Origin of the sequence: Roseibium sp. (assembly GCF_051016195.1) — a bacterium.
In the GTDB taxonomy this organism is placed as follows: domain Bacteria; phylum Pseudomonadota; class Alphaproteobacteria; order Rhizobiales; family Stappiaceae; genus Roseibium.
Genome location: NZ_CP134616.1, coordinates 2,769,203 through 2,796,161, shown reverse-complemented (window position 1 = coordinate 2,796,161; position 26,959 = coordinate 2,769,203). Strand labels below are relative to the sequence as shown.

The window sequence follows — 26,959 nt, the reverse complement described above, 5'->3', positions numbered from 1 at the left end:
TTGGGCCGTGAACGAACAAAAATACAACGCCATCATCGCTGATGATCATGCAATTGTTCGGGCCGGACTTAAAGATGCTCTCGAAAAGCCGGGATTGATCGAACCGGACGGTATTCGTGTCGTCGCAGAGGCGGGAGACGGTCTCAGCGCCATCGCGGAAGTCCGAAAACACCGACCTGACCTGCTGCTGCTGGACGTCTCCATGCCCATGGCAGGCGGCGTGGAGGTTCTTGTGGAAGCCCGGCGCTGGTCGAAAGAGACAAGAGTTGTCGTGCTCACCGGCATCTCCGGGGTTGGGCTGGTCTCCGACCTCGTCGAGGCCGGTGTCGATGGCCTCTTCTCCAAGGCGTCCGACAACACGGAGTTTTACGAGAAACTGCCCGGGATTTTGCGCGGTCAAAGACACATTTCGGAGTATTTCCTGCAAATTCTGCAGGAGACGCCGAAGCCGCCGGTCCTGACGGACAGGGAGCGCCAGACGCTGAACATGATCCTTGCTGGCAGATCCAACAAGGAAATCGCCGAAGGGTTCGGCATCAGCATCAAGACCGTCGACAAGCACCGCACCAGCCTGATGCAGAAGCTGAAGGTCCACTCCGTGCCGCAACTCATTGCCCGGGCACTCAAGGAAGGGCTGATCGACCCATCCAGGGAACTTTAGGGTATGGACCCCATGGTTCCGGAGGCCGGAATGCGGGATCGTTCCTGAAACCGACGGACAAAGGATAATCGCCATGCCGCACACGAACCGAATGACCTTGTCGATTGCCGGCAGCGCTGTGCTCATCGCATTGCTTTTTACTCTCCTGTCGATGCGAGAGGCACTGGCGGACGAAGGTGATGGCTTCCGGGACATTCGGGTCGCGCCCGGCGTCGCCGTTGCGGATGACATGATCAACGTGGTCCTGCCATTTCTAAAGGGGCATCCTGAACGGGACGAGGGCGGAGGCGGCATGCAACTCGGCATCCGCAAGGAGGATGGCGGCTATCTCGTCAATATCGTGCTGACGGGCTACCTCGATGACAGCCTTTACGGTGAGCATTATCGCGGGTTCATCATCCCCCTCCCGAATGACCGCTGGGAACTTGCGGCCATGTCCGTCAAGCCGCTTTGCGCACGGGGGCAGATTACTGACGGTTATTGCGGCAGCACGCCCGCAAATCAACGCATCCTGGCACCGGACGTCGCCCCCGTCGGACCGAAGATGTGCGTGAACGTCGCCAACGATGACACACTCAATCTGCGGGCAGGACCTGGAACGCGCCACCGCGTCATCGGCGCGATTGCGAGCGGCAATTGCTCGGTCGAACTATTTGACATCTGTGAGGGCAACTGGTGCCAGGTCAGGTGGGGCCAGGTGTCCGGATGGACAAATACCCGTTATCTTGGCGCGCCCGACTAGTCTATGGTGCTGCCGGGTCTTATCTGAATTCAATGAAACGAGAACGACAGTCCGCCTGATGTCCCAAAGAGGCTCGCAAACGACCGGTTTCTTTTCTCCAGGTCTTCTGGCCGGAAGCCTTGTGGTCTTTGTCTCCGCATGCCTTGCCTTCGCACAGGAGGCTCCCAAACCGACTTTCCTTGAAAGTGGCGACAACGACCTTATCCGCTTCCAGATGGGCGGTGTGCCGAACCCCTCTCTTGCGGGTACGCGCGCGCCATCAACCACCGTCAACGAGGCTGTTCCCGTGATCAGTCCGGCTGCGGCACCGGAGGCCTTGAAAGAAGAAGGCGTTGCCCGGCAAGGATTGCAGGCAAAGGCGCACCGCCGCGCCGAGTTGGCCAAGCGCGCTGACAGATCGTCAACCGAGACCGTCAGGACACTTGCTGTGGCGCCACCGTCAGGTGTTGTTGCAGAACCGGAGGCAACCGGTCAGCCCGCTGCGCCGGCACCAAAACCGCTTCCCGCACCCGGCCGGACCCGGCAGAGCTCAGTCGAGGTGGGATCGTCGGCGCCCCTTTTCGACCACGCCGCACCGGATGTATCGGGACTGGCGCCGTCGAGCGACCGGGAAGTGGAGAGCAGATCCTATGCGAACACAGTCCGCGCGGCACCTCGGGAGGTTGCCGAGCCGCAGCCAGTCCTGCCGGACGCGGTCAGCGCGCGCCTCGTCACCATTTGCCTGAACAACCCGGACGATGCCAATGGTGCCAAGGCCTTCGACATCCGCCGGGAAGGACCTCCGCGCTATGTGGCTGGTATCGGAGCCTCGGCCTGTGCACGGTTCGAACCGACGCGGCATACGCTCTATCTCTGGAAGACAAACGACATCGGCGCGCTTTCGCTGATCGTCTCCAACCGGCTGGACCTGAACGGCGAGGACGGCACCCAGGTGACCCTGGACTGGCTGCGGGACCAGTAATTTGCCAACAAAATACCCGGCGGATCAGGCAATCCGCCAGGCAGGATTTCAAGTTACTTTTCAGCGTTGCGCCACATCCGCGAGCCGGACCAGGCTCAGAAATTCTGACCTGTAACCGAACGGGTCTGCGCCACGATTGTCCCGGGCCAACTGCTCGACATCGTCAAATGTCCAGTCTTCCAGATGGTCGCTGCCCTTGAGCAATTGACCGAACCCGGCAACCGATGCGGCAAAAAGCGTTTCCGCTTCGGGAATGTCCTGCGTCTCGGTCGTGACAGGCGTCGTCACCAGTTTGCTTCTCTCCGCTCCCGGCGCTTTGTAGCGCAATTTCACAAAAGCGAGCTCACCATCAAGGGACTGGGAAACGGGCTTTGCAGAGGGCACTTCGTTGCCGTAGCGCCGGTCTGCGAATTTTCGCGCAGGTGACCCGACCGGTGTGACCTCGTAAAGCGCGGTTACACGATGCCCGGCTCCGATGTCACCGGCGTCGACCTTGTCGTTCCTGAAATCCTCGGTGTTCAGGGCGCGGGTTTCATAGCCGATCAGACGGTATTCGCTGACAGTCGCCGGATTGAATTCGACCTGGATTTTGACGTCCTGCGCGATCATCGAGATGGAACTGACCACCTGGTCCACGAGCACCTTGCGTGCCTCTGACAACGTGTCGATATAGGCGGCCACGCCCTGGCCGTTTTGCGCAAGCGCCTGCATCAGTTCGTCATTGTAGTTGCCGCGTCCGAAACCGAGCACCGAGAGCGCCGTTCCTTTTTTGCGTTGCTCGGAAATGTAGCGTTTCAGGCTCTGCGTATCGGCAAGACCGACATTGAAATCCCCGTCGGTGGCAAGAATGACGCGTGTCTGTTCCCCATCGCCGCTCATCTGTTCCGCAAGCGCATAGGCACCTTTCAGCCCCTCGTGACCGGCAGTCGAGCCGCGGGATGTCAATGCATTGATCTTTTGCAGGATCAGCGACTTGTTGGAGGCCTTTGTCGGCTCCAGAAGAACCCCCGCGCTGCCCGCATAAGTCACGATCGCGACCTCGTCCTGATCGCGCAGGGACGACAACAGCAGGCGGAAGGACTGTTGCAGCAGCGGCAGCTTGTTGGCATCCGCCATGGAGCCGGATGTATCGATCAAAAAAACCAGGTTCTGAGGCGGAAGATCAGACAGGGGCACCTTGTATCCCTGGATGCCGATCTGCATCAGCCTGGTGTGTTCGTTCCAGGGTGTCTCCACCACGGAGACGCTCGTCTGGAAGGGAACCTCGCGGCTTTCGGGAACCGCATAATCATAGCTGAAATAGTTGATCATCTCCTCGACACGAACCGCATCCGGGATCGGCAGGCGGCCGCCGTTCAAACTGGACCTGACAAAGGAATAGGAAGCCGTGTCAACGTCAATCGAAAACGTCGACACCGGATCTTCACCGACCCACTTCAGCGGATTCGATTCCGCGCTCGCGAACCGCTCCCGGTCCGGCAGCTGAAGGACGGGCCGGGACCTGTCATGAGACATGAGAGCCCGTTGACCGGGCGCTTCATGCGCGACGGCAGCCTGTTGGTTCATGCGAACATTGCCCTGACCTGAGTAGCTCTGGGTCAGCAGCTTCCCGTTTGGTTGAGGCGCCAGTGTCCTGATCTCGGCGGGCTTGGAAACCGGTGCAGGTGTCGGTTCAGGTATCCTGTTTTCGCTATCGTTCAGTTGCGCGGCTGTTTCAGACCGGCCAGGGCCCGGTTGAACCACTTCAGCCGGGTTCAGTCCGGTCACGACCGGCTTGGTCCGTTCGCCGAAAAAATCTTTCACGTCGACCGATTGGCTGGCCAGGGCGATCAGGGCCAGTGTGATGATCGATGCCGAACCGATCAGAACGGCCTTGGGGAGATGTCTGTTACGTGTCATGGGAGCAGTTCCTCGGGCGGGTAAAGGCCTGCTGCGAAAAACGCAGTCCTCCCGCCGGTTGATTGGAGAAAACAAAATTGACGGATGCACCGCCCCCCAGCCCATGAACACCATGGTTTTGGCGATACCGGCACAGCTGATGTGCCGTTTTTCACTGCAAATTGCGTTCCGGCAGCCACAGAGCGCCGGATGCGCAGGTGCGTCTTGATCTAGCGTGGTTACGGACCTTCCTTTCCTGTGCTGCGTTTTGCCCGCAGGCATGCGTCGATCGACCCGGGAAAGGTGGCTTGCTCGGATTTGGCGCGGTATGGGGTCAATACCCCATTTTTGTGTGAAACCGTTGAAACCGGCTGCCGGGACCTGCTATTTTTCGCAAGGCTTGATGGAGCAGGCTGTCCGGTCGGGTTCACGTGGATTTCTGCCGAAAACCGGCAGATTTGGTAAACAATATCTTCCGCGTGTACTTGTCATTACACCGTGCTTTGTAATTGTATTTCTACAAACAGTCGCTACATAGAGGCCGTTACATTGTTTGATATTCGGGAAGGGGCACATGGCGGATTTCAGCGCGAAAATTGAAAAATCCAAACAGGAAGTCGCTGCGGCAAAGGCAAAGATCAGCGAACTGACTTCCAAGATCGAAACGGCAAGATCCAAGCTGGATTCCGGCCAGGATATTTCAATCGACATCGAGAACGCGACGCTGGACGATGTGCATTCTCATACCGAACTCATGGGCGCGAATATCGCCGAGCTCATCATGGGTCTTGATGACGTGACCGCGAACTTCTCCAAGGATTTCGACGCCATGCGCTCGAAAACCGGTTGGGAAAGCTTCATCGGCATCTTCTCCAAGGCGCGGTCCGACAGCATTCGCCAGGAACGCATGCGCAGCGCCAGCATCGATGACAAGCTGCAGGACCTGATCTCCAAGTCGAATGTCATCGGCCAGTTGCTGCAGGATCAGCTCAACACGCTGAACGAACACAGCAAGCGCGTTGAAGGCAATCTCAGTGAAACGCTCAGCCAGCGCGAACAGACCGTTTCCGGCCTTGAAAGCATCAAGGAGCAACTCGTGGCGATGGATCCGAAGATCATCGCCCTTGAGAACAAGATTTCGGTCGAAACCGATGCAGCGGCGCGTACCAAGCTTGAATCCGAGCTTGCGGAGCTGAACTCCGAGTACAACCGGCTGGCCCAGGAAGAGCAGGTCAAGCTTGCCGAAAGCCAGACGCTCGAGCGCTACATCGAGAAAGGCAAGACCTGGGTCGATAGCCTGCAGAACCAGGCCGCAACCCAGATGGTGTTGATCAACAAGCTACAGACGGACACCAAACAGCGCGTCGTGCTCTATGACGCACTGGTGAAATCTCTGAAGACGGCACAGCAGCAGGACGTTGCGCACAAGATCAACGAGATCGGCGTTGCGACGGACAAGGAAGCGCAATCCGCGATGGCGGCCATCGGATCGGCGACGAACCAGCGCATGGCCGACATGATGGAAGCTCATGAAGATCATATGGTCTTCGCGCGCAAGGTTCTGGAAGAGAAAGCGAAATCGGATGAGCGTTTCGCCCGCCGCTTCCAGCAGATTGTCGACAAGCACGACAAGAACGCCTACGGAGCCTGAGGGCTGAACGTTGGATCTGACCCTCGATCACAGAACCCTGGAAGAGGCGCATGAAACACGGCGCTACTTCGCCAAGTTCGAGCGCATCATCTCGCACTTGCAGGGCGTTGCGGACAGCGTCGTGTCGGAAGACACGGCACTCTACTCCGAAATCCCGATCCTCAAGGAATATCTTCAGGCACTTGCGGGCACCTTCACGGCGCTCTCCTACAAGTATCTGCTTGCCGGGCGGGTTTCGGACAAGTTGCCCAATCTCCTGAGCATAGACCGGCAGGACAGCGGCTTCCCGATTTACCAGGAACTGCTGGAGATGGCCAATGACGCCATGCAGGCGGACAATCATCTGAGGTCCCTGCCGGCGATGCGCGATCTCAAGATCGCGATGGTGAACCATATCCTTCGGGAGCAGTCGTCGCCGGTCAATCTCCAGTTTGCCGCATCCGAGCGACAGTACTACGAGCAGCTGACGGGCTCCCCCCTCTTCTGGGCTCGCAACGATCCGCGGATCGCATGGACTGGCAATGTCAGCGAAAAGCGCCGGAAGTACCGTGTCCACTGGGGGGTTTACGACAGTCAGCAGAACATACCGCTGATCTATGTCATGGATCTTGAGGACAGCGGCAGACGACCCCTGGCAAAGGACGAACGGCGCTGGCCCCGCGTCCAGGGACACTTGACGTCCCAGTCGTCGGCGGGCCTGAAGCTCCTGACGATTGCGCGCGGTTTTGACCACGACTTCGATGATCTGCATCCCAAGCGGCTGCGCCGCTTCTATGTCGGGCCGATGTACAGCCACACGTTCACGCAGCAATCCGGTCCGCTCCGGGACGTCCTGGCGCAGGCCGGTCAGAAACCGGGGGAGGACTGGGCGCTTGCCTGGACCACCGAGACGCTGATCGCCTCGGGCACCGAAATGGAATCCACCGGCTTCTTTTCTTCCGTCGAACGTCAGGTCTACGATCTGGATCCGTTTTCGGCCACGGGGGATGGCGCCCAGGATGCTGCCGGGCACACCAGCAGGCGGCGTTCCCTCATACTCCCCCAGCGCCCCTACCAGGTTCTGGAAGAGTTGAACCCGTCGGGCTTCAACAACATTCGCAAATACGCCGTCAGTCCAAGCGGCAAAATTCTCAGCTACAAATAGGTTTCCATCGTGACCGTTTCCAACGACCTTATGGAACTGAAGGAAGAAAAGATCCTCGAGAAATACGCTGCTGCCGAAGCACTGATCTCGGGGTTCGACCACACGCCGCGCATCGCCGCGAAACGGGAACCGGATGTTGTCCGGGAACGCTCGCCGGATCTGGGTACGCGGCGCAGGTTTCGTTCAACGACACCGGGTCTTGTCACACGCTCCACGGCACGGCCGGAAGGCGTGCAGCTTGCCGAACGGGTTTTGGAGAGCGACGACGACGCCCTGACGACACCCTTGCAGGCAAGCGTGCTGCGCGCCCTGCGACGGTCCCTGTCCGTTGCCCAGGTGATGTCGGACCAGTATGCCGAACAGACCGGGCTGTCCGACCAGAAGCGGGCCAATCTGGCCGGGACGCTGGACGCGTCCCAGAAAGACCGGTTCCAGCAGTTGCTCTCGGCGTCGGCCCTGATTTCGCTGCACGTCTTCGCCAACATGATGGATTTCCTGCTGTCCGGTCTTGCCGCTGACACGGAGGCGAGCGAAGTCCAGTGCGGCGAGGTCGAGGAAATACTGCTCGACAATGACCAGCTCGCGTTGCACGGCGCGCTGTGGGAACTCGACCAGGAGATCGCGTCTGCCTCCATCGATACCGACGCGCAACTGGTCAGCCTGATCATGTCCTACTGCGAACAGCTTATGGAGAAGGTCACGCTCCGGGCCGAAGGCGCGGAGCTGCTGCAGTCCTTTTCCGATGCACGCTACCGGGTGGAGGCCGACAATTTCGAAATCACCGGCTTCACGCCGGCTGCCCGCGCCCGGTCGACAACGCTGGCCATGGCCTTCAAGAAGCCGGAAGAGGTCGTCGGCAATCACATCGCCAAGTATCAGGCCATGAAACTCGCCAAGATGCTGATGGCCTATGATTTCGACCGGAAACTCAATCCGTTCGCGGAACTCGGCGGGTTCATCTTCACTTTCATGGGCGACGGCAAGCCAGGCACCGGCAAGACCACCCTCATCCAGATGATGGCGGGGTTGATCAACGATTACTGCACCAACGCCGGATACGCATTCCGCTATCAGAACCTGTCGACGGACAGCATCGACAGCTACCAGGGCAAGTCCGCTCAGAACGCCAAAGCCTTCATCAGGAACGTGACGGATCCGAATGTCATCGGCTTCGGCACGATCGACGATATCGATCAGCTCGCCGGTAAGCGCGGTGACCGTCAGTCCTCGGCGGGCCAACTGGAAATCACCGCTGTTCTCATGGAAAGTTTCGCCGGTGCCAACACCGTCGTGCGCGGCAACTGCACCTTCGGAATGTTTTCCAACTACCCGGAAAACGTGGATGACGCCCTGCGCCAGCGGGCAGGTGCCCGGTTCCTCGTCGACGGCCCCCAGACCCGCGAAGACTATATCGACATTCTCTACCTCCTGATGGGCAAGAACCACGCGATCCCCGTCGGCGATCACGATCTCTTCGAGGCGCAGGTGATCCAGAAGGCCGTCGCCGCGTCCTATGAAAGTCACTCAAGACCCAAGGAAGACGCGCTGATCAGGGTTTATGAGAAGATCAGCAGCGGCATCGGAGACTTTGACACGATCGCAAAGATCGGCGCCTACCTTAAGGCGATCCAGGAGGCCGACGAACGCTTCACGGGCCGGGCCATCAAGAACATCACCGATGCCGTCAAGGTCCGGGCGATGGATTTCGAGCTGCCCGACGAATGGATGGAAAACCCGGATCTGTTCCTTTTCAAGAACTATGAGACCAAGAAGAGCATGATCGCCGATCTGGCGCAGCCGATCACGATCGACATGGTGATCCAGGAAATCAACCGCTACGCCGACAGTGAGTTCCGCTACGCCGACAAATCGGACGAAGTCGCGATCGACAACGCTGTCCGCGAGATGCAGCGCATGGAAGAAGCCAAACGCCGTTACATGGAACAGTCGCGCACATGATGAGGCTTGTGAAACACGGGCTGATGTACGGCAACCTTGTGGAGGTGACGTCCCCCTCCATGGTGAACCGCTACAATCGCGCGCTGGAGCACCTGACCGGCAAGCGGACGTCCTTGCCGGAATTCCATATCGACATTTCAGGCTTTTCACCGGAGATCGGGGAAGAACTGAATGATCCCCTGTATCTCAACCCGAACGGATGCAATCGCCAGTTCATTCTCCTGAACGTCGCCCAGAAGACCGCCCCGCTTCTCAACGCCCATTTCTCGACATCCCGATCGATCCTCCGGCGGTTCATCGACGAGAATGAAGACCAGCTGTTCGCGCTTTCCATTCGCGATGCGGTCGTCGGCGAACTGGTCAACACGGTGTTTTCTATCGGCTCCCCGCTCGATCTGTTCGACATCCGCTCGATCGACGTGGAAGCGGACACGGTTGGCGGGCATGTCGAGGCAGGCGACGAGCTCACGGACAAGATCAACCGCTTCATGAGCGAACCGGACGGGTGGTGGGATGACGTCCTGATTGCCGAGATGGTCGAACTCTCCAAGCACGCCGGCGACATTATCCGGACACCGATTGCGCTCGAAACGCAGAGCTTCGAGCAAGGCAACTTTTACACCAGCCACTATGGCGGTCTGTATATTTTCCGCTCTGTGAAACGCACAGCCTGCATCTCGGCAAAAAAACTCGACATCGTTGCCGACCTGCCGGTCAGGTACGTTCTGACTCTCCAGGATCGGCGTGAGATTGCCTCGTTCCTGTCGAAGAACAAACTTGCAGAACCGATCGCAAGTGCAGGCAAGTCTCGCGCCGAAAGCATCTTGAGGCAGAAGCTCGATTTCATCGTTATCGATACGGCGGCAAATAACGGCGAGGACCTGTCCGACGTCTCGCGGCGCGACCTTCGCGCCCTCAAGCGCCGCCATCACAAGGATCTGCCCGACGCCTATCACACCCTTGAGCGCTATGTCCGCGCCTTGTCGAAGGGAGGTCGACCGCCTCAGCTCAGCTACGACGATCCCGCCTATTTCTACCTTCTGCGCTCAGCCGGTCACCGCGACAAGCAGCTCGTCAACATGCTGCTGGCGCAGCTGACGCCGCTTGATTTCCGTCAGCTCTTTATCTGTCACAAGGATGCGTTCTATGCTCACTACCAGGGCTGGAGTGACGCCAAGAAAACCTATGCAGCCCAGTTCCTTGCCGAGGAGTATGTTGTCGACAAGGTCGGGACGCGAACCGAACTGTTCGGCCCGGAACCCGGCATGAACGAAGACACCGATCCATCGGATTACGGTTTCGGCAAGGGCATGGGCCCCTGGGGCGCCGTTCCAAGGCATCGAGACGATGACGACGATGATGATGACGACGACGAGGACGACGACGACTGATGAAATACATTAAATGGATCGTCGGTATTCCCCTGGTGCTGATCATCGTCCTGTTCGCGCATTACACGCTTCCAGGCCGTGATGTCGTGCGCATCGTCGGGACAGACGTCAAGCGCATGGATATCGGGTCGTCTTCGCTTTTCTGGGCCGCTCCGGACGCGGGAACGAACCCGAACTGGACGCGCGACGTCCGGTTCATAAATGCGGTGTGGCCGAACGGTGAGCCCAGGGTCTACCGCAACGAAGACACCGAATGGCGCTGGCCGCCCTACCTCAAGTTCAACAGTTCAAACGTCACTGCACAGGCACAGGATCTTGCAAAGAAGGATGGGGAAGTCTGGGTCGCGGTCACGCACTATGGCTGGCGGATCCAGCTTTTCACGATTTTTCCGAACATCATCAGCATACAGGAAGTGTCAGGGCCGAGCGCTTTCCTGATACCCTGGTTCAACATCATCTTCTTTCTGGTTCTGGCCGCCATTGCCTACATGGTCTTCCGTGTCGTCCAGGCCTTCAAGCGCAACCGCATCGACCCGGTTGTCGAAAACATCGATGGCTTCATGGATGATGTCGGTGAAAACGCGGAGCAGGCGCGCGCCCAGGCGGGAAAACACGCGACCGCAGCCACTTCCGGATTCCGCCGCTGGTTCAAACGCTGGTTCGGCTGACCGCAAATCGCGCGGACCACTCGCGTCAAGGCGATTGACGTGAGCAACCGGTGCGATTTTGCCGCTCCGGATCGATGTGACTTGACCAATCCGGTGGAAAGTTTCACTGTTCATAAAAAATTTTACACGCGGAAAGTTTCAGATGCGCCGATGATGTAATAGGCAGCAACCTGGAATCGGAAATCTAGGGCGGAGTGTCAGGGCGGACATATGACGGAACGCAAAATCAGAAATATGGAAGAATTTGCTTCCGTCAGCGGCATTTCAAGGCCGACCGTTTCGAAGTATTTCAACGACCCGGAGAGCGTGCGGCAATCAACAAGGGACCGCATCGAGCAGGCGCTTGAGCGCTACGACTTCCGCCCCAACATATTCGCAATCAACCAGAATCGGCGCCTGACCAAGAATGTCGGCATTGTCGTGCCCTATCTTGCCGACCCGTTTTTTGCCGAGATTGCGCGAAACATCGAGCACCGCTGCCTGGACGCCGGCTACTGGCCGATCCTGTTCAGTGCGCACGGTCAGCAATCCCTGGAAAATGACATCCTCAACAGCCTGCGGTCGCTGAAACCGGCCGGTGTGCTGCTGGCTCCGCTGGGTCGCGCGTCCGACCGGAGCTCCATCGAAAAGTTCTGCAAGGACGTACCGACCGTTCTGTTCGACAGTAATCTGGATGGCATCGGTGAGGCCTTTGTGGGCTCGGACAATTTCAGTTTTGTGTCACAAACCGTGGAATATCTCACGCGGTCCGGCGAGCCGCCCTGCTTTTTTGAGATGAAGACACCGGCGAACCCGAATGCCAACAAGCGCAGGATCGCCTATATCGAGGCCATGGAAAAGCTGGGGCTTGAACCCCACGTCGTCCGGGTCGACGGCGAAGGCTGGGCATTTGAGGAGATCGGACACGAGGGCGCCATGCGCATTCTGGAAGTGAGCGGCTTCCCGACCGATACCGTCCTGTGCAGCAACGACCGTCTGGCGATCGGACTTTTGTCGGCGTGTTACGAAAAAGGCCTCAGGGTCGGCCGCGGAGAAGGCTGCGCGCTTCGCGTTGCATCGCATGACGACCATCCGTTTTCCCGCTTTACCTGCCCTTCCTTGACCACAGCCGCGCATGATTATGACTCGGTCGCAAACCATGCATTCAGCACCCTGATGGACCTGATCGAGGCCGGCGGGGCATTCAGCGATCGCCAGGAAACCCTTTTCACAGCACGACTTATTCTACGCGCGTCTGCCTAAAATTTTACGCGCGCAAATTTTTTCTTGACGCCAGCCAATTTATGCCTCAGGCTCTCTTCAACATCCAAGCCAGGGAGGACATAGGATGTATTTGAAGAACGCATTACGTGCGGTCACCGCACTTACTTTGATCACGACTACCAGCGCTTTCGCAGACACGATCACCATCGCCACCGTGAACAACGGTGACATGATCCGCATGCAGGGTCTGGCGGACGACTTCACCAAGAAAACCGGACATGAGGTCGAGTGGGTCACACTCGAAGAGAACGTGCTGCGCCAGCGCGTCACACAGGACGTTGCCGCCAAGGGCGGTCAGTTCGACATCATGACCATCGGCATGTACGAAACGCCGATCTGGGCGGCCAACGAGTGGCTCGTGTCTCTGGCGGATCTGCCGGCAAGTTACGACGCGGATGACATTCTGCCGGCAATGCGCGCCGGTCTCAGCCATGACGGCACACTCTATGCTGCACCGTTCTACGGCGAATCCTCGATGATCATGTATCGCACGGACCTGATGGAAAAAGCCGGTCTGACGATGCCCGATGCACCGACCTGGAGCGACGTTGAAGCCGCTGCCAAGGCCATGACCGACAAGGACAACGAGATTTACGGCGTCTGCCTGCGCGGCAAGGCCGGTTGGGGTGAGAACATGGCGTTCATCACCACCGTTGCCAACTCCTTCGGTGCACGCTGGTTCGACGAGAACTGGAAGCCTCAGCTCGACACACCGGAGTGGAAGGACGCTGTTACCTTCTACAACGACCTTCTGAACAACTATGGGCCTCCGGGCGCATCGACCAACGGTTTCAACGAAAACCTCGCGCTGTTCCAGCAGGGCAAGTGCGGCATGTGGATCGACGCGACGGTCGCGGCATCCTTCGTGACCAACCCGAACGACTCCACCGTTGCTGACAGTGTCGGCTTCGCGCTGGCGCCGAACAAGGAAGGTGTCGACAAGCGTGCAAACTGGCTCTGGGCGTGGGCGCTCGCAATTCCGGCCGGTACCCAGAAGGAAGCTGCTGCCAAGCAGTTCATCGAATGGGCGACCTCGAAGGAATACATCGAGCTGGTTGCGTCCAAGGAAGGCTGGGCCAACGTTCCTCCGGGTGCGCGGACGTCGCTCTACGAAAATCCGGAGTACCAGAAGGTCCCGTTTGCTGCGATGACGCTCGAAAGCATCAACGCCGCCAATCCTGACAGCCCGACCGTTCAGCCGGTTCCCTATGTCGGCATCCAGTATGTCGCAATTCCGGAATGGGCAGGCATCGGCACGGCTGCCGGACAGGAGTTCTCTGCAATGGTCGCTGGTCAGCAGACCGTGGAAGAAGCCCTGTCGAAAGCTCAGGCGAACACCGCCGAGGAAATGGAAGCCGCCGGCTACTAAGTTTTTCCTCCCCACTTGGGAGGGCGGAAGATATTCCGCCCTCCCTTTTTAATTAAGCCCCTACATCTCATCGCTCCGCTCGACACGGTAGTCTTGCTGCCGTCAACAGAGAAGGTGTATCCATGGCTACGCAGCATTCACGCTCCGCCGCGCGCATCATGATGGCTCCTGCGGTCATCCTACTGCTCGGCTGGATGCTCATCCCCCTCACGATGACCCTGGTCTTTTCCTTCAAGAGATACCTGCCACTGCGTGGTGGTGATCTCGGATGGGTCGGTTTCGAAAACTATGTACGCTTCGTTTCATCGAGCGCCTTCTGGCCAAGCGTGCAGACAACACTGATCATCGTCGGTGGCGTCCTGGCCATCACCATCATTTTCGGAATTCTGCTGTCGATCCTTCTCGATCAGCCGATGTGGGGCCAGGGTGTCGTCCGCATCCTCGTAATCGCACCGTTCTTCGTGATGCCGACGGTTTCGGCCCTCGTCTGGAAGAACATGTTCATGGATCCGGTGAATGGGCTGTTCGCACATCTGTGGAAAGCCTTCGGGGCGCAGCCGGTCGAATGGCTCAGCGATGCGTCGCTGTTCTCGATTATCCTGATCGTCTCTTGGCAGTGGCTGCCCTTTGCAACGCTGATCCTTCTGACGGCGATCCAGTCGCTCGACAGCGAACAGCTTGAGGCTGCCGAGATGGATGGCGCACCGCCGCTCTCCCGCTTCGCCTATATCACCCTGCCGCACCTGTCGCGCGCCATCACCATCGTGCTTCTTATCCAGACGATCTTCCTGCTCGCGATCTTTGCGGAAATCTTCGTGACCACCAGTGGCGCGTTCGGTACACGGACGCTGACTTACCTGATCTACCAGCGCGTGCTGGAAAGTCAGAATGTCGGCCTTGGATCCGCTGGCGGCGTCTACGCAATCATCCTGGCCAACATCGTTGCCATCTTCCTGATGCGCATCGTCGGCAAGAACCTGGACACCTGAGGAGGGAACGACATGTCACGTGCTGTAACCACCCGCCGGAAGACGATCAACACGGTCGCCGCCTGGGCAATCGGTTTGCTGATCTTCTTCCCGATCCTCTGGACCATCCTGACCAGCTTCAAGACCGAAGCCCAGGCAATCAACGATCCGCCCCTGTTCCTGTTCTTCGACTGGACTCTGGAAAACTACGCGGTCGTTCAGGAGCGCTCCGACTACATGCGCTTCCTGTGGAACTCGGTGATCATTGCCGGCGGATCAACGGTCCTCGGCCTCATCATCGCCGTCCCCGCTGCCTGGTCCATGGCCTTCGTGCCCTCCAAGCGCACCAAGGACATCCTGATGTGGATGCTCTCCACGAAGATGCTGCCCGCAGTCGGGGTGCTGTATCCGATCTACCTGCTCTTCATTGAGCTGGGTCTGCTGGATACCCGCATCGGTCTGACGATCGTGCTCATGCTGATCAACCTGCCGATCATCGTCTGGATGCTCTACACCTACTTCAAGGAAATCCCGGGGGAGATCCTCGAAGCAGCCCGTATGGACGGCGCAACGCTGAAGGAAGAGATCCTCTATATCCTGACGCCAATGGCCATACCTGGGATCGCCTCCACGCTGCTGCTCAACGTCATCCTGGCATGGAACGAAGCCTTCTGGACGTTGAACCTCACGGCAGCGAAGGCGGCACCGCTCACGGCCTTCATCGCCAGCTATTCCAGTCCTGAAGGCCTGTTCTACGCAAAACTGAGCGCAGCATCGACCATGGCGATCGCACCGATCCTCATTCTTGGTTGGTTCAGCCAGAAACAACTCGTACGCGGCCTGACATTCGGCGCGGTCAAATAGGAGTTCCCGACATGGGTCAGATCACTCTCAATCAGATCACCAAGAGCTTCGGCGACGTCCAGGTGATCCCTCCGTTGGACCTGCGTATCGACGATGGCGAGTTCGTTGTCTTCGTCGGACCGTCCGGATGCGGCAAGTCCACTTTGCTGCGCCTGATCGCCGGTCTTGAAGACATCTCCAGCGGCGTTATCGACATTGACGGCAGGGATGCCACCGAAGTCCCGCCGGCCAAACGCGGCCTTGCCATGGTGTTCCAGTCCTACGCGCTCTATCCGCATATGTCGGTGCGCAAGAACATCGCTTTTCCGCTCAGGATGGCCGGTCTCGAAAAGGCCGAACAGGACAAGAAGGTGAATGCGGCCGCCAAGGTGCTGAACCTGACGGATTACCTGGAACGGCGACCCGGCCAGCTGTCGGGCGGTCAGCGTCAGCGTGTGGCCATCGGCCGGGCGATCGTGCGCGAACCCGCCGCCTTCCTCTTCGACGAACCGCTCTCGAACCTCGATGCGGCTTTGCGTGTCAACATGCGTCTGGAAATTTCCGAGCTGCACCAGACCCTCAAGACGACGATGATCTACGTCACCCACGACCAGGTCGAGGCCATGACCATGGCCGACAAGATTGTCGTTCTGCAGGCCGGTGTTATCGAGCAGGTGGGGTCACCGCTCGAGTTGTACCACACGCCACGCAACCGCTTTGTCGCCGGCTTCATCGGATCGCCCAAGATGAACTTCATGATGGAAGCCTTCTCCGCCGAATACAATGCGGCGACGATCGGCATCCGTCCCGAGCACATCTCGGTTTCGCATACCGAGGGCAAATGGTCGGGCAAGGTCGGTGTTTCGGAACATCTGGGCTCTGACACGTTCCTTTACGTCGATGTGGAGGGTCTTGAAGATCCTGTCACCGTCCGCTCCACCGGCGAGGTCGCCTTCCGGCACGGAGACACGGTCCACCTGACACCCGAGGCCGACAAAATCCATCGCTTCGACAATCAGGGGCTGAGGATTGCGTGATGCGTCTTGAGGGCAAGTCAGCTCTGATCACCGGTGCCGCACGCGGCATCGGCAAGGCCTTCGCGGAACGCTATGTCCGCGAAGGCGCAACGGTCGCGATTGGTGATATCGACATGGACCGGGCAAGGGAAAGTGCCGCTGAAATCGGAGCCCAGGCCTATGCCGTCTACCTCGATGTCACGGACCAGAGTGCCATTGAAAGCGCGGTTGCCTCGGTCGAGCAGAAAACAGGCGGGCTCGATATCCTCATCAACAATGCAGCCCTGTTTGACCTTGCACCCATCGTCGAGATCACACGGGAAAGCTACGACCGCCTGTTCAACATCAATGTCGCCGGCACGCTCTTCACCATGCAGGCGGCTGCGAAATCGATGATAGAACGCGGCCAGGGCGGCAAGATCATCAACATGGCAAGCCAGGCGGGACGAAGGGGCGAACCTCTCGTCGGCGTCTACTGTGCGACAAAGGCCGCCGTCATCAGCCTCACGCAGTCGGCAGGTCTCAATCTGATCGAGCACGGCATCAACGTGAACGCCATCGCACCGGGTGTGGTCGACGGGGAGCACTGGGACGGTGTCGATGCGCTCTTCGCAAAACACGAGGGCCTCGCGCCAGGCGAGAAAAAGGCTGCCGTCGGCAAATCCGTGCCCTTCGGCCGGATGGGCACGGCGGAAGACCTGAGCGGCATGGCCGTCTTTCTCGCGTCAGCCGATGCCGACTACATCGTGGCCCAGACTTACAACGTGGACGGTGGCAACTGGATGAGTTGACCCATGACAACAAAGCTTAACATGACAGCGCTCTCCCTGCTTCCGGACGCCATAGCGAAACCGGCCTACGACAGATCTGCCCTTTCCGCCGGAATTCTTCATATCGGCGTCGGCAATTTTCATCGGGCGCACCAGGCGGTTTACCTGAACAAGCTGTTCGAAGCAGGTGAAGGTCATGATTGGGCAATCGTGGGAGCGGGCCTCATGCCTTACGACAAGGCCATGCGGGAAAGACTGCAGGCGCAGGACTGGCTCACCACGATCGTTGAACTCGATCCGGACGGTCTCAGCGCCCACGTGTGCGCCTCGATGATCGACTTCATCGACATCGATCCGGGCGTTCTGATCGGCAGGCTCTGCCAGCCGGATATCAGGATTGTCTCCCTCACGATCACCGAGGGGGGCTATTTCGTCGATCCGAATTCCGGCGGTTTCGACGTGTCGCATCCGGAGATCCTGGCCGATCTCGAAAACCCCGAAGCGCCGTCGACCGTCTTCGGCGTGCTGGTTGCCGCCCTTATGAAAAGAAGAGCGGCAGGCGTCTCCCCCTTCACCGTCATGTCCTGTGACAACCTGCCCGAGAACGGCCACATGGCGAAGCAGACCGTTGTCGGCTATGCCCGCGCCATGTCATCGGATGTGGCCGGATGGATCGAGGAAAACGTCGCGTTCCCGAATGGGATGGTCGACTGCATCACGCCTGCCACCGGGGACCGCGAACGCACGCTCATCCGCGAAACATTCGACGTGGAGGATGCCGCCCCGGTCGTCTGCGAACCCTTCAGACAATGGGTGCTGGAGGACAAATTCCCCGCCGGACGCCCGGCGCTTGAGAAGGTTGGCGTCGAGTTCGTCTCGGACGTTGCGCCTTACGAACTCATGAAATTGCGCATCCTGAACGGCGGTCACGCCGCGATTGCTTATCCGGGCGCCCTGCTTGGTCACCATTTCGTTCACGATGCCATGGCAGACCCGCTCATCCGCTCCTACCTTATGAAGCTGGAAACGGACGAGATCCTGCCGACCGTACCCGCAATACCCGGTGTCAGTTTCCATGACTATCTTGAAACGGTGATGGAACGCTTTTCGAATTCGGCTGTTGGCGACACCATCCCGCGGCTTTGCCTCGACGGATCAAACCGCCAGCCGAAATTCATCCTGCCGTCGATCCAGGATCGGTTGCAGCAAGGGCAGCCGGTCGGCGGGCTGGCACTCGAGACCGCCCTTTGGTGCCGGTATTGCCTTGGACACGACGAAAACGGACAAAGGTATAGCGTCGAGGACGAGCATGCCGATGTCCTGCAGGCCTGGGCGCAGGACGTCTTTTCCGGTGCAACGACGGCAAAGATGCCGGATCTTTTCGGACAACTGGGAGACGATCCGGTTTTCCTGGCGGCGTTCAACGATGCTGCCGGCCGGATACGCGCCTTGGGGGTTGCGGCAACGCTGTCAGACTATGTCGCACCGACAAATGAAACAACAAGCGGCTCGCATCCGCGTTCAGCCTGACCGGCCAGCCACGTGAGCATCGGCACCTGATCGCCGGAAATTGAATAACCGTGTAGGGACGTTTTTGCGGCGACACATTACCTGATGTCTGGCTGGCGCGATGCGCCGGGTATCATTCAGACAGAAACAGGGTACCGAAATGATCAGGTTGAGCCGTCGTGAAATTCTGGTTGGGAGCGCCGCCATCGCGGTCACGGGAACACCCTCATTTGCCCAGGAAACGGATTTGAGAGCGCTCGGCCTGGCCGAACCTGCCTTCAACGTTGATGCGGAGCTCAATATTCCGGATCTGACTGGCGCGGTCCATCAGCTTGAGGATTATCGCGGCAAGACCGTCGTGGTCTCGTTCTGGGCAACCTGGTGTCCGCCCTGTCGCAAGGAAATGCCAACGCTTGCGCGCCTCGGGCGCGAACTCGGCACTGACGACTACGCGGTCCTTGCCGTCAATGTCGGCGACAGGCAGGACAAGATCGAAGCCTTCCTTGAGCAGATCGACCATGAAGGCATGGCGATCCTGCTCGACAACAAGAAGGACATGCCGTCAAAGTGGTTCCTGCGCGGTTTGCCGGTGACCTATATCGTGGACGCAAACGGCAAGGTTGCGCTCGGTGCGATCGGCGAACGCGTCTGGGATTCGCCTGAAATGATTGCCGGGATCAAGTCCGTCGGTCAGACGTCTTGAGCACGGCTTCGATCACTGGTGCGCCGCTTCTAAATCTCCGTCCGCATCCGGTATCCGGACGCGAAGATCAGACGGACGTGGGTGATCGGCTGCTCCCCGGCCCAGGTGATGCGCTCCATCGCGAAGAGTGCTGCACCCACTTCCGCATCCAGCTTGCCGGAAAGGGTCTGATCGGCACTGACTGCGAAAAACGACAGGTCCCCATGGCTGTAAGGTGCATTGTGCACCAGCCATTCGTTGGCGCTGATGTCGTTGAATGACATGTCGCGAGCCTCCGGAGCTGCCTCCAGATTGATGTAGCGCTCTTCGAATGCATAAGGGCGTTCATTCGCGAAGTGAAGCGTCTTCAGGAACAGCACATCGTCTCCCAGAGACACCTGAAACGCACCGTGCAGCTTCGGAGGCAGCGGCCGCAGGTCCCGCTCCAGGATCAGGTGGCGATAGGGCTGTCCGAGTGACTCGACCTCCTCTCGCAGAATGGGGATTGTCAGCGTTGCCCGTTGCGGCGGATTGACGGCGACACGCGTGCCGGCCCTGCGTTTACGCACCACGAGACCGCTTTCAGCGAGATCACGAAGCGCGCGATTGACGGTGGTGCGGGCACAGCCGAATTCCTCCGCCAGATCGGCCTCATGGGGAATCTGTTCCCCGGGTTGCCAGATCCGGTCGTGTATCCGGCGCAAGAGAACCTCTCGGATACCTGTCCAGGAATTGGTGTCGGTCAGCGTCAAGTCACGTCCTTATAGCCTGTTTCTGAGCCTTTTCATCGTTGCGCGGTATGCCGCACGGATCGCGTCGCCTTTTACATGTTTTCCGCCGCAAACAACATGCCTGCCCGCGGACCAGACATCGCTTACCATCCGGTCATCGCCTGCAAACACATACGCATCCAGAATGTCATCGCCATCGCGCCCTTCCAGGTCGATCGCCGTGCCATCGAGCGCCAGGAGATCCGCGAAACACCCTTGTGCGATCCTGCCCGCATTTCGCCCTGCCGCCTGGGCACCCCCCGAAACGGCCCCGTCGAAAAGCACGCGTCCCGTCGACCTTTCCGGTGTCGCAACGGCAGCCCGGTTTTTGTCCCGAAGCCGCTGCGAATATTCCAGTGTTCTCAATTCTTCGGAGAGCGAAATGCGGATATTGGAGTCGGAGCCGATACCGAACCTTCCGCCGGCCTGAAGATAACGAACACCATCAAAGATACCGTCGCCAAGGCTTGATTCCGTGATCGGGCAAAGCCCTGCGACCGCCCCTGACTTGGCAAGGCCAAGCGTCTCTTCCGGCATCATCTGGGTACAGTGGATCAGGCACCAGTTCGAGGAAACGTCGTGGTTTTCCAGAAGCCACGCGACCGGACGCTGTCCTCTTGCGCCGACCAGTTCCTCCACCTCGCCGACCTGTTCGGCAAGGTGCATGTGCACAGGGCGTTCGCCCGCAAGCGCAACAACTCCGGCAAGCCCCTCCTCGCAGACGGCCCGAAGCGAATGCGGCGCAACGCCGAGAACAGCATCAGCCTCCAGCGCCTTCAAGGAACCCGCCGCCTGTTCATGCAGCCTTGCGAACCGGTCGGGATCGTTGCCAAAGCGGATCTGACCTGGTCCGAGCGCGCGTAGATCAACCCCGCCATACTGATAGAACACCGGAAGATGCGTCAGACCGATCCCGGTTTCGGAGGCAGCGGCGACAATCCGCACCGACAGTTCGGCAAGATTGTCGTAGGGCACACCGCCCGGCTGGTGGTGCAGGTAGTGGAACTCGCCAACACCCGCATAGCCGGCCTCCAGCATCTCCATCTGCACGAAGGCTGCGATCGCCTCGACGTCGTCCGGATCGAGTGCATCGAGAAACCTGAACATGATCTGTCGCCAGGTCCAGAAACTGTCACGTACTTCCTCACCGCGCCGTTCGCTCATGCCCGCCATCGCGCGCTGAAAGGCGTGGCTGTGCAGGTTGACCGGCGCCGGAAGAAGTATGCCGACCCGCTTTCCACTCGGTGCCTGCCCCTGCTCAACCGCGGAGATCGATCCGTTTTCGGAAATGGAAACGAGGACATTTTCCACCCACCCGTGAGGCAGGAGCGCTTTCTCCGCAAAAACTTTGGTTCCGGCGCGTGTCGACATACCGCGTTTCCCTCGTTGACACGTTAATATGTGCATGCATATTATCTTATAACGCAATCTAATCAAGCCGGAGATCATTCTTGACCCGACGCCTTCTGACCAATGCCGGCCTGGCGACATTTGCCGACATTGATGCGCCCTACGGCCTTGTCGAGGACGGCGTGCTGGCGCTTGAGGATGGCGTGATCACCTGGGTCGGCGCCGAAGCGGACCTTGCGCCGGAATTTGCGGATTGGCCAAAGGAAGACCTTGGCGGATGCGTTGTGACGCCCGGACTGATCGACTGCCACACCCATGTCGTTTTCGGGGGCAACCGGGCACGCGAGTTCGAGATGCGGCTCGAGGGAGCGACATACGAAGAGGTTGCCCGTGCCGGTGGAGGGATCGTTTCAACGGTCAGGTCTACGCGCGCTGCAACTGAAGACGCCCTGCTGGAACAGGCACTTGTGCGTATTGACGCGCTCATTGCCGAGGGGATCACCACCCTGGAAATCAAGTCCGGATACGGGCTCGATCAGGAAACCGAATTGCGCATGCTGCGCACCGCGCGGAAAATCGCAGACCTCAGACCCGTCGAGATCCGCACGAGTTTCCTGGGCGCCCATGCGGTGCCGCCGGAATACAAGGGCCACGCGGACGCCTACCTGGACGAGATCTGCCTTCCGGCGCTCGCAGCGGCGCATGATGCCGGCCTTGTGGACGCCGTTGACGGGTTCTGCGAAGGCATCGCGTTTTCACCCACACAGATTGCCCGCGTCTTCGACAAGGCACGGAATTTGAACCTGCCTGTCAAACTCCATGCCGAGCAACTGTCCGATCTCGGCGGCGCCGAACTGGCGGCGTCCTATGGAGCGCTTTCAGCCGACCATCTGGAATATCTCTCCGAAACGGGCGTCGAAGCACTCGCAGGGAGCAGAAGTGTGGCGGTGCTGTTGCCGGGTGCGTTCTACACCCTGCGCGAAACGCAGATGCCCCCGGTCGAACTCCTGCGCGAACACAAGGTGCCGATCGCGCTCGCGACAGATTGCAATCCCGGCTCTTCCCCACTCGCCTCCCTGCTCCTGACCCTCAACATGGGCTGCACCCTGTTTCACATGACGCCAGAAGAGGCCCTCGCCGGTGTCACCCGGGAGGCAGCGAAAGCCCTGGGTCTCTCCGATCGCGGTACGCTTGAAGCCGGAAAGCGGGCTGATCTGGCCATCTGGAACGTCTCACATCCGGCGGAACTCGCTTACCGCATTGGTTTCAATCCGTTGAAAGAACGTATTTTCGGAGGCTCACAATGACCAGCCTCACTCTGGATCCCGGCCGTGTCACGCTCGCCGAACTGGAGCGCGTCTACAGGGAACTTCTTCCGGTCCGCATCAACCGGGCATCGGAAGCAGCCATTCGTCAGGCCTCGGAACGTGTTGCGCGTGCAGCGGGTGGCGACGAGGCCGTCTACGGCGTCAACACCGGCTTCGGAAAACTGGCCAGCGTCAAGATCGCGGCCGGCGACACCGCAACCCTCCAGCGCAACCTGATCCTGTCCCATTGCTGCGGCGTCGGTGAATCGCTGGACGAAACCACGACCCGGCTGATGATGGCACTCAAGCTGCTGTCCCTCGGGCGCGGAGCCTCGGGTGTGCGCTTCGAGGTTCTGGAACTGATCGAGGAATGCCTCACAAAGGGCGTGACGCCCGTCGTGCCCTCGCAAGGGTCGGTCGGAGCCTCGGGCGACCTTGCCCCGCTTGCGCATATGACCGCCGTTCTCATCGGCGAAGGCGAAGCCACGTTCGCGGGCGAGCGGCTTGCGGGCAGGGACGCCCTTGAAAAGGCCGGCCTGAATCCCGTTGTCCTTGGCCCCAAGGAGGGGCTGGGCCTGATCAACGGAACCCAGTTTTCCACCGCCTGCGCACTTGTCGCCCTGTTCGACAGCTGGCGCCTCGCGGAAGCAACGCTGATTACCGCAAGCCTCTCCACCGACGCCATCATGGGATCGACTGCCCCGTTGCTGCCGGAAATCCACGAGTTGCGCGGCCACCGCGGTCAGATCGAAGTGGCAAGGGCCATGCGGCAGATCATGACCGGGTCGGAAATCCGTGAAAGCCATCGCGACGGTGACACCCGCGTTCAGGATCCTTATTGCATAAGGTGCCAGCCACAGGTTGCCGGTGCGTGTGTCGACCTTTTGCGCATGGCGGCGACGACCCTTGAAATCGAAGCCAACGCGGCAACGGACAATCCGCTTGTCCTGATTGATGCGGACAGGATCGTGTCGGGCGGCAATTTCCATGCGGAACCGGTCGCATTTGCTGCCGATCAGATAGCGCTCGCCGTTGCCGAACTCGGGGCAATTGCCCAGCGCAGGATCGCCCTGATGGTCGATCCGACACTATCCTTCGATCTGCCGCCCTTCCTCGCCAGGGATCCGGGGCTCAACTCGGGCCTGATGATTGCGGAGGTCACGACGGCGGCGCTCATGAGTGAAAACAAGCACCTGGCCAATCCCTGTTCGACGGACTCCACACCTACCAGCGCAAACCAGGAGGATCACGTCTCCATGGCCGCGCATGGGGCGCGACGGCTCGGCCGCATGAACGCGAACCTGGCACACATTCTGGGTGTGGAACTTCTGTGCGCGGTTGAGGGGATCGAACACCGGGCCCCACTGAAGACCAGCCCTGCCTTGCAGTCCGTAATCGGCGAACTGCGGCCGAAGGTTCCGCATCTCGACGCGGACCGGTATCTCGCCCCCGACCTCGAGACGGCGGCGGATCTTGTGCGCACCCGCAGCCTCGTTTCCGCCGTCTCAAACGAACACATCATCAGACTGGAGACTGGGAGCGGCGCATGACCCCGTTTGAGGTAACAAGAGGCGATGGACCTGTTGTTCTGGGTGTGCCGCACTCGGGCACCTTCGTTCCTGAAGATATCTGGCAGCGCCTCACCCTTCTTGGACAGAAACTTGCCGACACCGACTGGCACGTGGACAAGCTCTACACGGGTTTGCTGCCCGGCGTAACGATGGTGCGGGCCAACTTCCATCGCTATGTCATCGACGCCAACCGCGACCCGGAAGGTGTCAGTCTCTACCCCGGCCAGAACACGACAACGCTCTGCCCGACAACGGACTTCGACGGCAGACCGATCTACAAGGAGGGTGAAGCTCCCGGGGATCAGGAGATCGAAGCCCGGCGTCTCGCCTGGCATGCTCCCTACCATTCCGCACTGCAAAGCGAACTTGAGCGCGTCCGTGCCAGACACGGCGTCGCGATCCTTTACGACTGCCATTCGATCCGCTCGCTCGTGCCGTATCTGTTCGAAGGCACGCTGCCCGATTTCAACACCGGAACAAACAGCGGCGCGACCTGCGCGTCGCAGATAGAGACCGCTGTGTTTGAGCGGACCCAAAATGCCGCCGGGTACACATCTGTTCTGAACGGTCGCTTCAAGGGTGGCTGGACAACGCGCCACTACGGCAAACCGGATCAGGGCATCCACGCCATCCAGATGGAACTTGCCCAGAAGACGCATCTGTCAAGCGAAGACACGCCCTTCGACTACGACGAAGGCAAGGCGGAGCGGCTCCGGTCGCACCTCGGGGACATCCTCGAAGCACTTGCAGCCCTCGCGCCGGCGCTTGCCCGAAAAACCAAAGACCATCCAGGGAGCGCATCATGAACGATCGCCGACACAATGCCCGCGACGTCTATCCCCCGACGGGCACGGAGCTGAACACCAAGTCCTGGCTGACCGAAGCACCCTTGCGCATGCTGATGAACAATCTCCATCCGGATGTCGCTGAAAACCCGCATGAACTTGTGGTTTACGGCGGCATCGGCCGCGCGGCCAGGACCTGGGACGATTTCGACAGGATCGTTTCAAGTCTCAAGCAGCTCGAAGAGGACGAAACCCTGTTGGTCCAGTCTGGCAAGCCGGTTGGCGTGTTCAAAACCCACAAGGACGCTCCGCGTGTTCTGATCGCCAATTCGAACCTTGTGCCGAACTGGGCCAACTGGGACCATTTCCACGAACTCGACAAGAAAGGTCTTGCGATGTACGGCCAGATGACGGCCGGTTCGTGGATCTATATCGGCACGCAGGGCATCGTTCAGGGCACCTATGAAACCTTCATGGAAGCGGGCCGTCAGCACTATGGCGGCGATCTGAAAGGCCGATGGATCCTGACGGGCGGCCTCGGCGGCATGGGCGGTGCACAGCCCTTGGCAGCGGTCATGGCCGGTGCCTGTTGCCTGGCCGTCGAATGCGACGAGAAAAGCGCCGATTTCCGGCTGCGCACGCGCTACGTGGATGAAAAGACACATTCTCTCGACGAAGCCCTCGCGCTGATCGAGCGCTGGACGAAGGCAGGTGAGGCCAAATCCGTTGCCCTGATCGGCAACGCGGCAGATGTCTTTCCCGAACTGGTCAGGCGCGGCGTCAAGCCGGACATCGTGACCGACCAGACCTCCGCGCACGATCCGGTCAACGGCTACCTGCCGCAAGGCTGGACCGTCGCCGAATGGCGTGCGAAGGCCGAAGCGGACCCCAAGGCCGTGGAGAAAGCCGCACGGGCGTCGATGAAGGTTCATGTTGCCGCCATGGTCGACTTCTGGAACCAGGGTGTGCCGACGCTGGACTATGGCAACAACATCCGCCAGGTCGCGCTGGAAGAAGGACTTGAAAACGCCTTCGCCTTCCCCGGTTTCGTACCGGCTTACATCCGCCCGCTGTTCTGCCGCGGCATAGGCCCCTTCCGCTGGTGTGCCCTGTCGGGCGACCCGGAGGACATTTACCGCACCGACGCAAAGGTCAAGGAACTGATCCCGGACGATACGCACCTTCATAACTGGCTGGACATGGCACGGGACCGCATTTCGTTTCAAGGACTGCCCGCGCGGATTTGCTGGGTCGGCCTCGGTCAGCGCCATCGGCTCGGCCTCGCCTTCAACGAGATGGTCAGAACGGGGGAATTGAAAGCGCCCGTCGTCATTGGCCGCGATCATCTTGATTCCGGTTCCGTTGCTTCGCCCAACCGCGAAACGGAGGCGATGCGGGACGGCTCGGACGCCGTTTCCGACTGGCCGCTTCTCAACGCGTTGCTCAACACCGCCTCCGGCGCGACCTGGGTGTCGCTGCATCATGGCGGCGGCGTCGGCATGGGCTTTTCACAGCATTCAGGCATGGTCATCTGCTGTGACGGCAGCGAAGATGCTGCACGCCGGATCGAACGCGTGCTTTGGAACGACCCGGCCACCGGCGTGATGCGTCATGCCGATGCCGGATACGAAATCGCGCTCGACTGCGCGAAAGAACAGGGGCTTAACCTGCCGGGAATCTTGGAGGAATAAAAACCACGGC

The 26,959-nt window shown here is 59.6% G+C and carries 23 protein-coding genes; 20 read left to right on the top strand and 3 right to left on the bottom strand.

Going from position 1 to position 26,959, the window contains the following annotated elements:
* Positions 1–7 precede the first annotated feature (7 nt).
* The 3 genes from RDA78_RS12920 (at position 8) to RDA78_RS12910 (ending at position 2,364) form a co-directional block, all read left to right on the top strand.
* Positions 8–661 carry a response regulator gene (locus tag RDA78_RS12920; RefSeq protein WP_434055712.1) on the top strand — a complete coding sequence of 218 codons (654 nt, stop codon included), beginning with the start codon at positions 8–10 and terminating at the stop codon, positions 659–661.
* A gap of 73 nt (positions 662–734) precedes the next feature.
* A complete protein-coding gene (locus RDA78_RS12915) occupies positions 735–1,403 on the top strand; it encodes an SH3 domain-containing protein (protein ID WP_434055711.1) in 669 nt (222 codons plus the stop codon).
* A 58-nt stretch (positions 1,404–1,461) separates the two neighbouring features.
* Positions 1,462–2,364, top strand: a complete 903-nt coding sequence (locus RDA78_RS12910) for a hypothetical protein (protein WP_434055710.1) — start codon at positions 1,462–1,464, stop codon at positions 2,362–2,364.
* A gap of 60 nt (positions 2,365–2,424) precedes the next feature.
* Here the strand turns inward: RDA78_RS12910 and RDA78_RS12905 are convergent, their stop codons facing one another.
* Positions 2,425–4,263, bottom strand: a complete 1,839-nt coding sequence (locus RDA78_RS12905; protein WP_434055709.1) for a vWA domain-containing protein — start codon at positions 4,261–4,263, stop codon at positions 2,425–2,427.
* A gap of 553 nt (positions 4,264–4,816) precedes the next feature.
* On the opposite strand from RDA78_RS12905, the gene RDA78_RS12900 reads away from it, so the two are divergent.
* The 13 genes from RDA78_RS12900 (at position 4,817) to RDA78_RS12840 (ending at position 19,496) form a co-directional block, all read left to right on the top strand.
* Complete coding sequence (locus RDA78_RS12900) at positions 4,817–5,893, top strand: hypothetical protein (RefSeq protein ID WP_434055708.1); 1,077 nt, start codon at positions 4,817–4,819, stop codon at positions 5,891–5,893.
* A gap of 10 nt (positions 5,894–5,903) precedes the next feature.
* On the top strand, positions 5,904–7,037 hold the full coding sequence (locus tag RDA78_RS12895) for a hypothetical protein (protein WP_434055707.1): 1,134 nt from the start codon (positions 5,904–5,906) through the stop codon (positions 7,035–7,037).
* A gap of 9 nt (positions 7,038–7,046) precedes the next feature.
* Positions 7,047–8,996 carry an ATP-binding protein gene (locus RDA78_RS12890; protein ID WP_434055706.1) on the top strand — a complete coding sequence of 650 codons (1,950 nt, stop codon included), beginning with the start codon at positions 7,047–7,049 and terminating at the stop codon, positions 8,994–8,996.
* Positions 8,993–10,387: a DUF6638 family protein gene (locus tag RDA78_RS12885; protein WP_434055705.1), complete on the top strand. Its 1,395-nt coding sequence runs from the start codon at positions 8,993–8,995 to the stop codon at positions 10,385–10,387. The genes RDA78_RS12890 and RDA78_RS12885 overlap by 4 nt, the downstream gene beginning before the upstream one ends.
* Positions 10,387–11,055 (top strand): DUF1523 family protein, encoded by a 669-nt coding sequence (locus RDA78_RS12880; RefSeq protein ID WP_434055704.1) that lies wholly within the window; start codon positions 10,387–10,389, stop codon positions 11,053–11,055. The genes RDA78_RS12885 and RDA78_RS12880 overlap by 1 nt, the downstream gene beginning before the upstream one ends.
* A 210-nt stretch (positions 11,056–11,265) precedes the next feature.
* Complete coding sequence (locus tag RDA78_RS12875) at positions 11,266–12,297, top strand: LacI family DNA-binding transcriptional regulator (protein WP_434055703.1); 1,032 nt, start codon at positions 11,266–11,268, stop codon at positions 12,295–12,297.
* 85 nt (positions 12,298–12,382) lie between these two features.
* On the top strand, positions 12,383–13,687 hold the full coding sequence (locus RDA78_RS12870) for an ABC transporter substrate-binding protein (RefSeq protein WP_434055702.1): 1,305 nt from the start codon (positions 12,383–12,385) through the stop codon (positions 13,685–13,687).
* Between the two features lie 122 nt (positions 13,688–13,809).
* On the top strand, positions 13,810–14,676 hold the full coding sequence (locus RDA78_RS12865) for a carbohydrate ABC transporter permease (protein WP_434055701.1): 867 nt from the start codon (positions 13,810–13,812) through the stop codon (positions 14,674–14,676).
* A 12-nt stretch (positions 14,677–14,688) separates the two neighbouring features.
* Complete coding sequence (locus tag RDA78_RS12860) at positions 14,689–15,519, top strand: carbohydrate ABC transporter permease (RefSeq protein ID WP_434055700.1); 831 nt, start codon at positions 14,689–14,691, stop codon at positions 15,517–15,519.
* 11 nt (positions 15,520–15,530) lie between these two features.
* Positions 15,531–16,535 (top strand): ABC transporter ATP-binding protein, encoded by a 1,005-nt coding sequence (locus RDA78_RS12855; RefSeq protein WP_434055699.1) that lies wholly within the window; start codon positions 15,531–15,533, stop codon positions 16,533–16,535.
* Positions 16,532–17,305 carry an L-iditol 2-dehydrogenase gene (locus tag RDA78_RS12850; RefSeq protein WP_434055698.1) on the top strand — a complete coding sequence of 258 codons (774 nt, stop codon included), beginning with the start codon at positions 16,532–16,534 and terminating at the stop codon, positions 17,303–17,305. The genes RDA78_RS12855 and RDA78_RS12850 overlap by 4 nt, the downstream gene beginning before the upstream one ends.
* A gap of 3 nt (positions 17,306–17,308) precedes the next feature.
* A complete protein-coding gene (locus tag RDA78_RS12845; protein WP_434055697.1) occupies positions 17,309–18,814 on the top strand; it encodes a mannitol dehydrogenase family protein in 1,506 nt (501 codons plus the stop codon).
* A 139-nt stretch (positions 18,815–18,953) separates the two neighbouring features.
* Complete coding sequence (locus tag RDA78_RS12840; RefSeq protein ID WP_434055696.1) at positions 18,954–19,496, top strand: TlpA family protein disulfide reductase; 543 nt, start codon at positions 18,954–18,956, stop codon at positions 19,494–19,496.
* A gap of 29 nt (positions 19,497–19,525) precedes the next feature.
* On the opposite strand, the gene RDA78_RS12835 is transcribed toward RDA78_RS12840, so the two are convergent.
* A complete protein-coding gene (locus RDA78_RS12835) occupies positions 19,526–20,227 on the bottom strand; it encodes a GntR family transcriptional regulator (RefSeq protein WP_434055695.1) in 702 nt (233 codons plus the stop codon).
* A 9-nt stretch (positions 20,228–20,236) separates the two neighbouring features.
* Positions 20,237–21,616, bottom strand: coding sequence for a formimidoylglutamate deiminase (locus RDA78_RS12830; RefSeq protein WP_434055694.1), 1,380 nt, complete (start codon positions 21,614–21,616; stop codon positions 20,237–20,239).
* Between the two features lie 80 nt (positions 21,617–21,696).
* Between RDA78_RS12830 and hutI the strand changes: the two genes are divergently transcribed.
* The 4 genes from hutI to hutU are packed head-to-tail and all read left to right on the top strand — an operon-like array spanning position 21,697 to position 26,949.
* Positions 21,697–22,902, top strand: coding sequence for an imidazolonepropionase (hutI, locus tag RDA78_RS12825; protein WP_434055693.1), 1,206 nt, complete (start codon positions 21,697–21,699; stop codon positions 22,900–22,902).
* Positions 22,899–24,452, top strand: coding sequence for a histidine ammonia-lyase (gene hutH, locus RDA78_RS12820; RefSeq protein ID WP_434055692.1), 1,554 nt, complete (start codon positions 22,899–22,901; stop codon positions 24,450–24,452). The genes hutI and hutH overlap by 4 nt, the downstream gene beginning before the upstream one ends.
* Positions 24,449–25,279, top strand: a complete 831-nt coding sequence (hutG, locus tag RDA78_RS12815) for an N-formylglutamate deformylase (protein ID WP_434055691.1) — start codon at positions 24,449–24,451, stop codon at positions 25,277–25,279. The genes hutH and hutG overlap by 4 nt, the downstream gene beginning before the upstream one ends.
* The gene (hutU, locus tag RDA78_RS12810) at positions 25,276–26,949 is read left to right on the top strand and encodes a urocanate hydratase (protein ID WP_434055690.1); all 1,674 of its coding nucleotides are present in this window, start codon (positions 25,276–25,278) and stop codon (positions 26,947–26,949) included. Before hutG ends, hutU begins: the two co-directional genes overlap by 4 nt.
* The last annotated feature ends 10 nt before the right edge of the window (positions 26,950–26,959 follow it).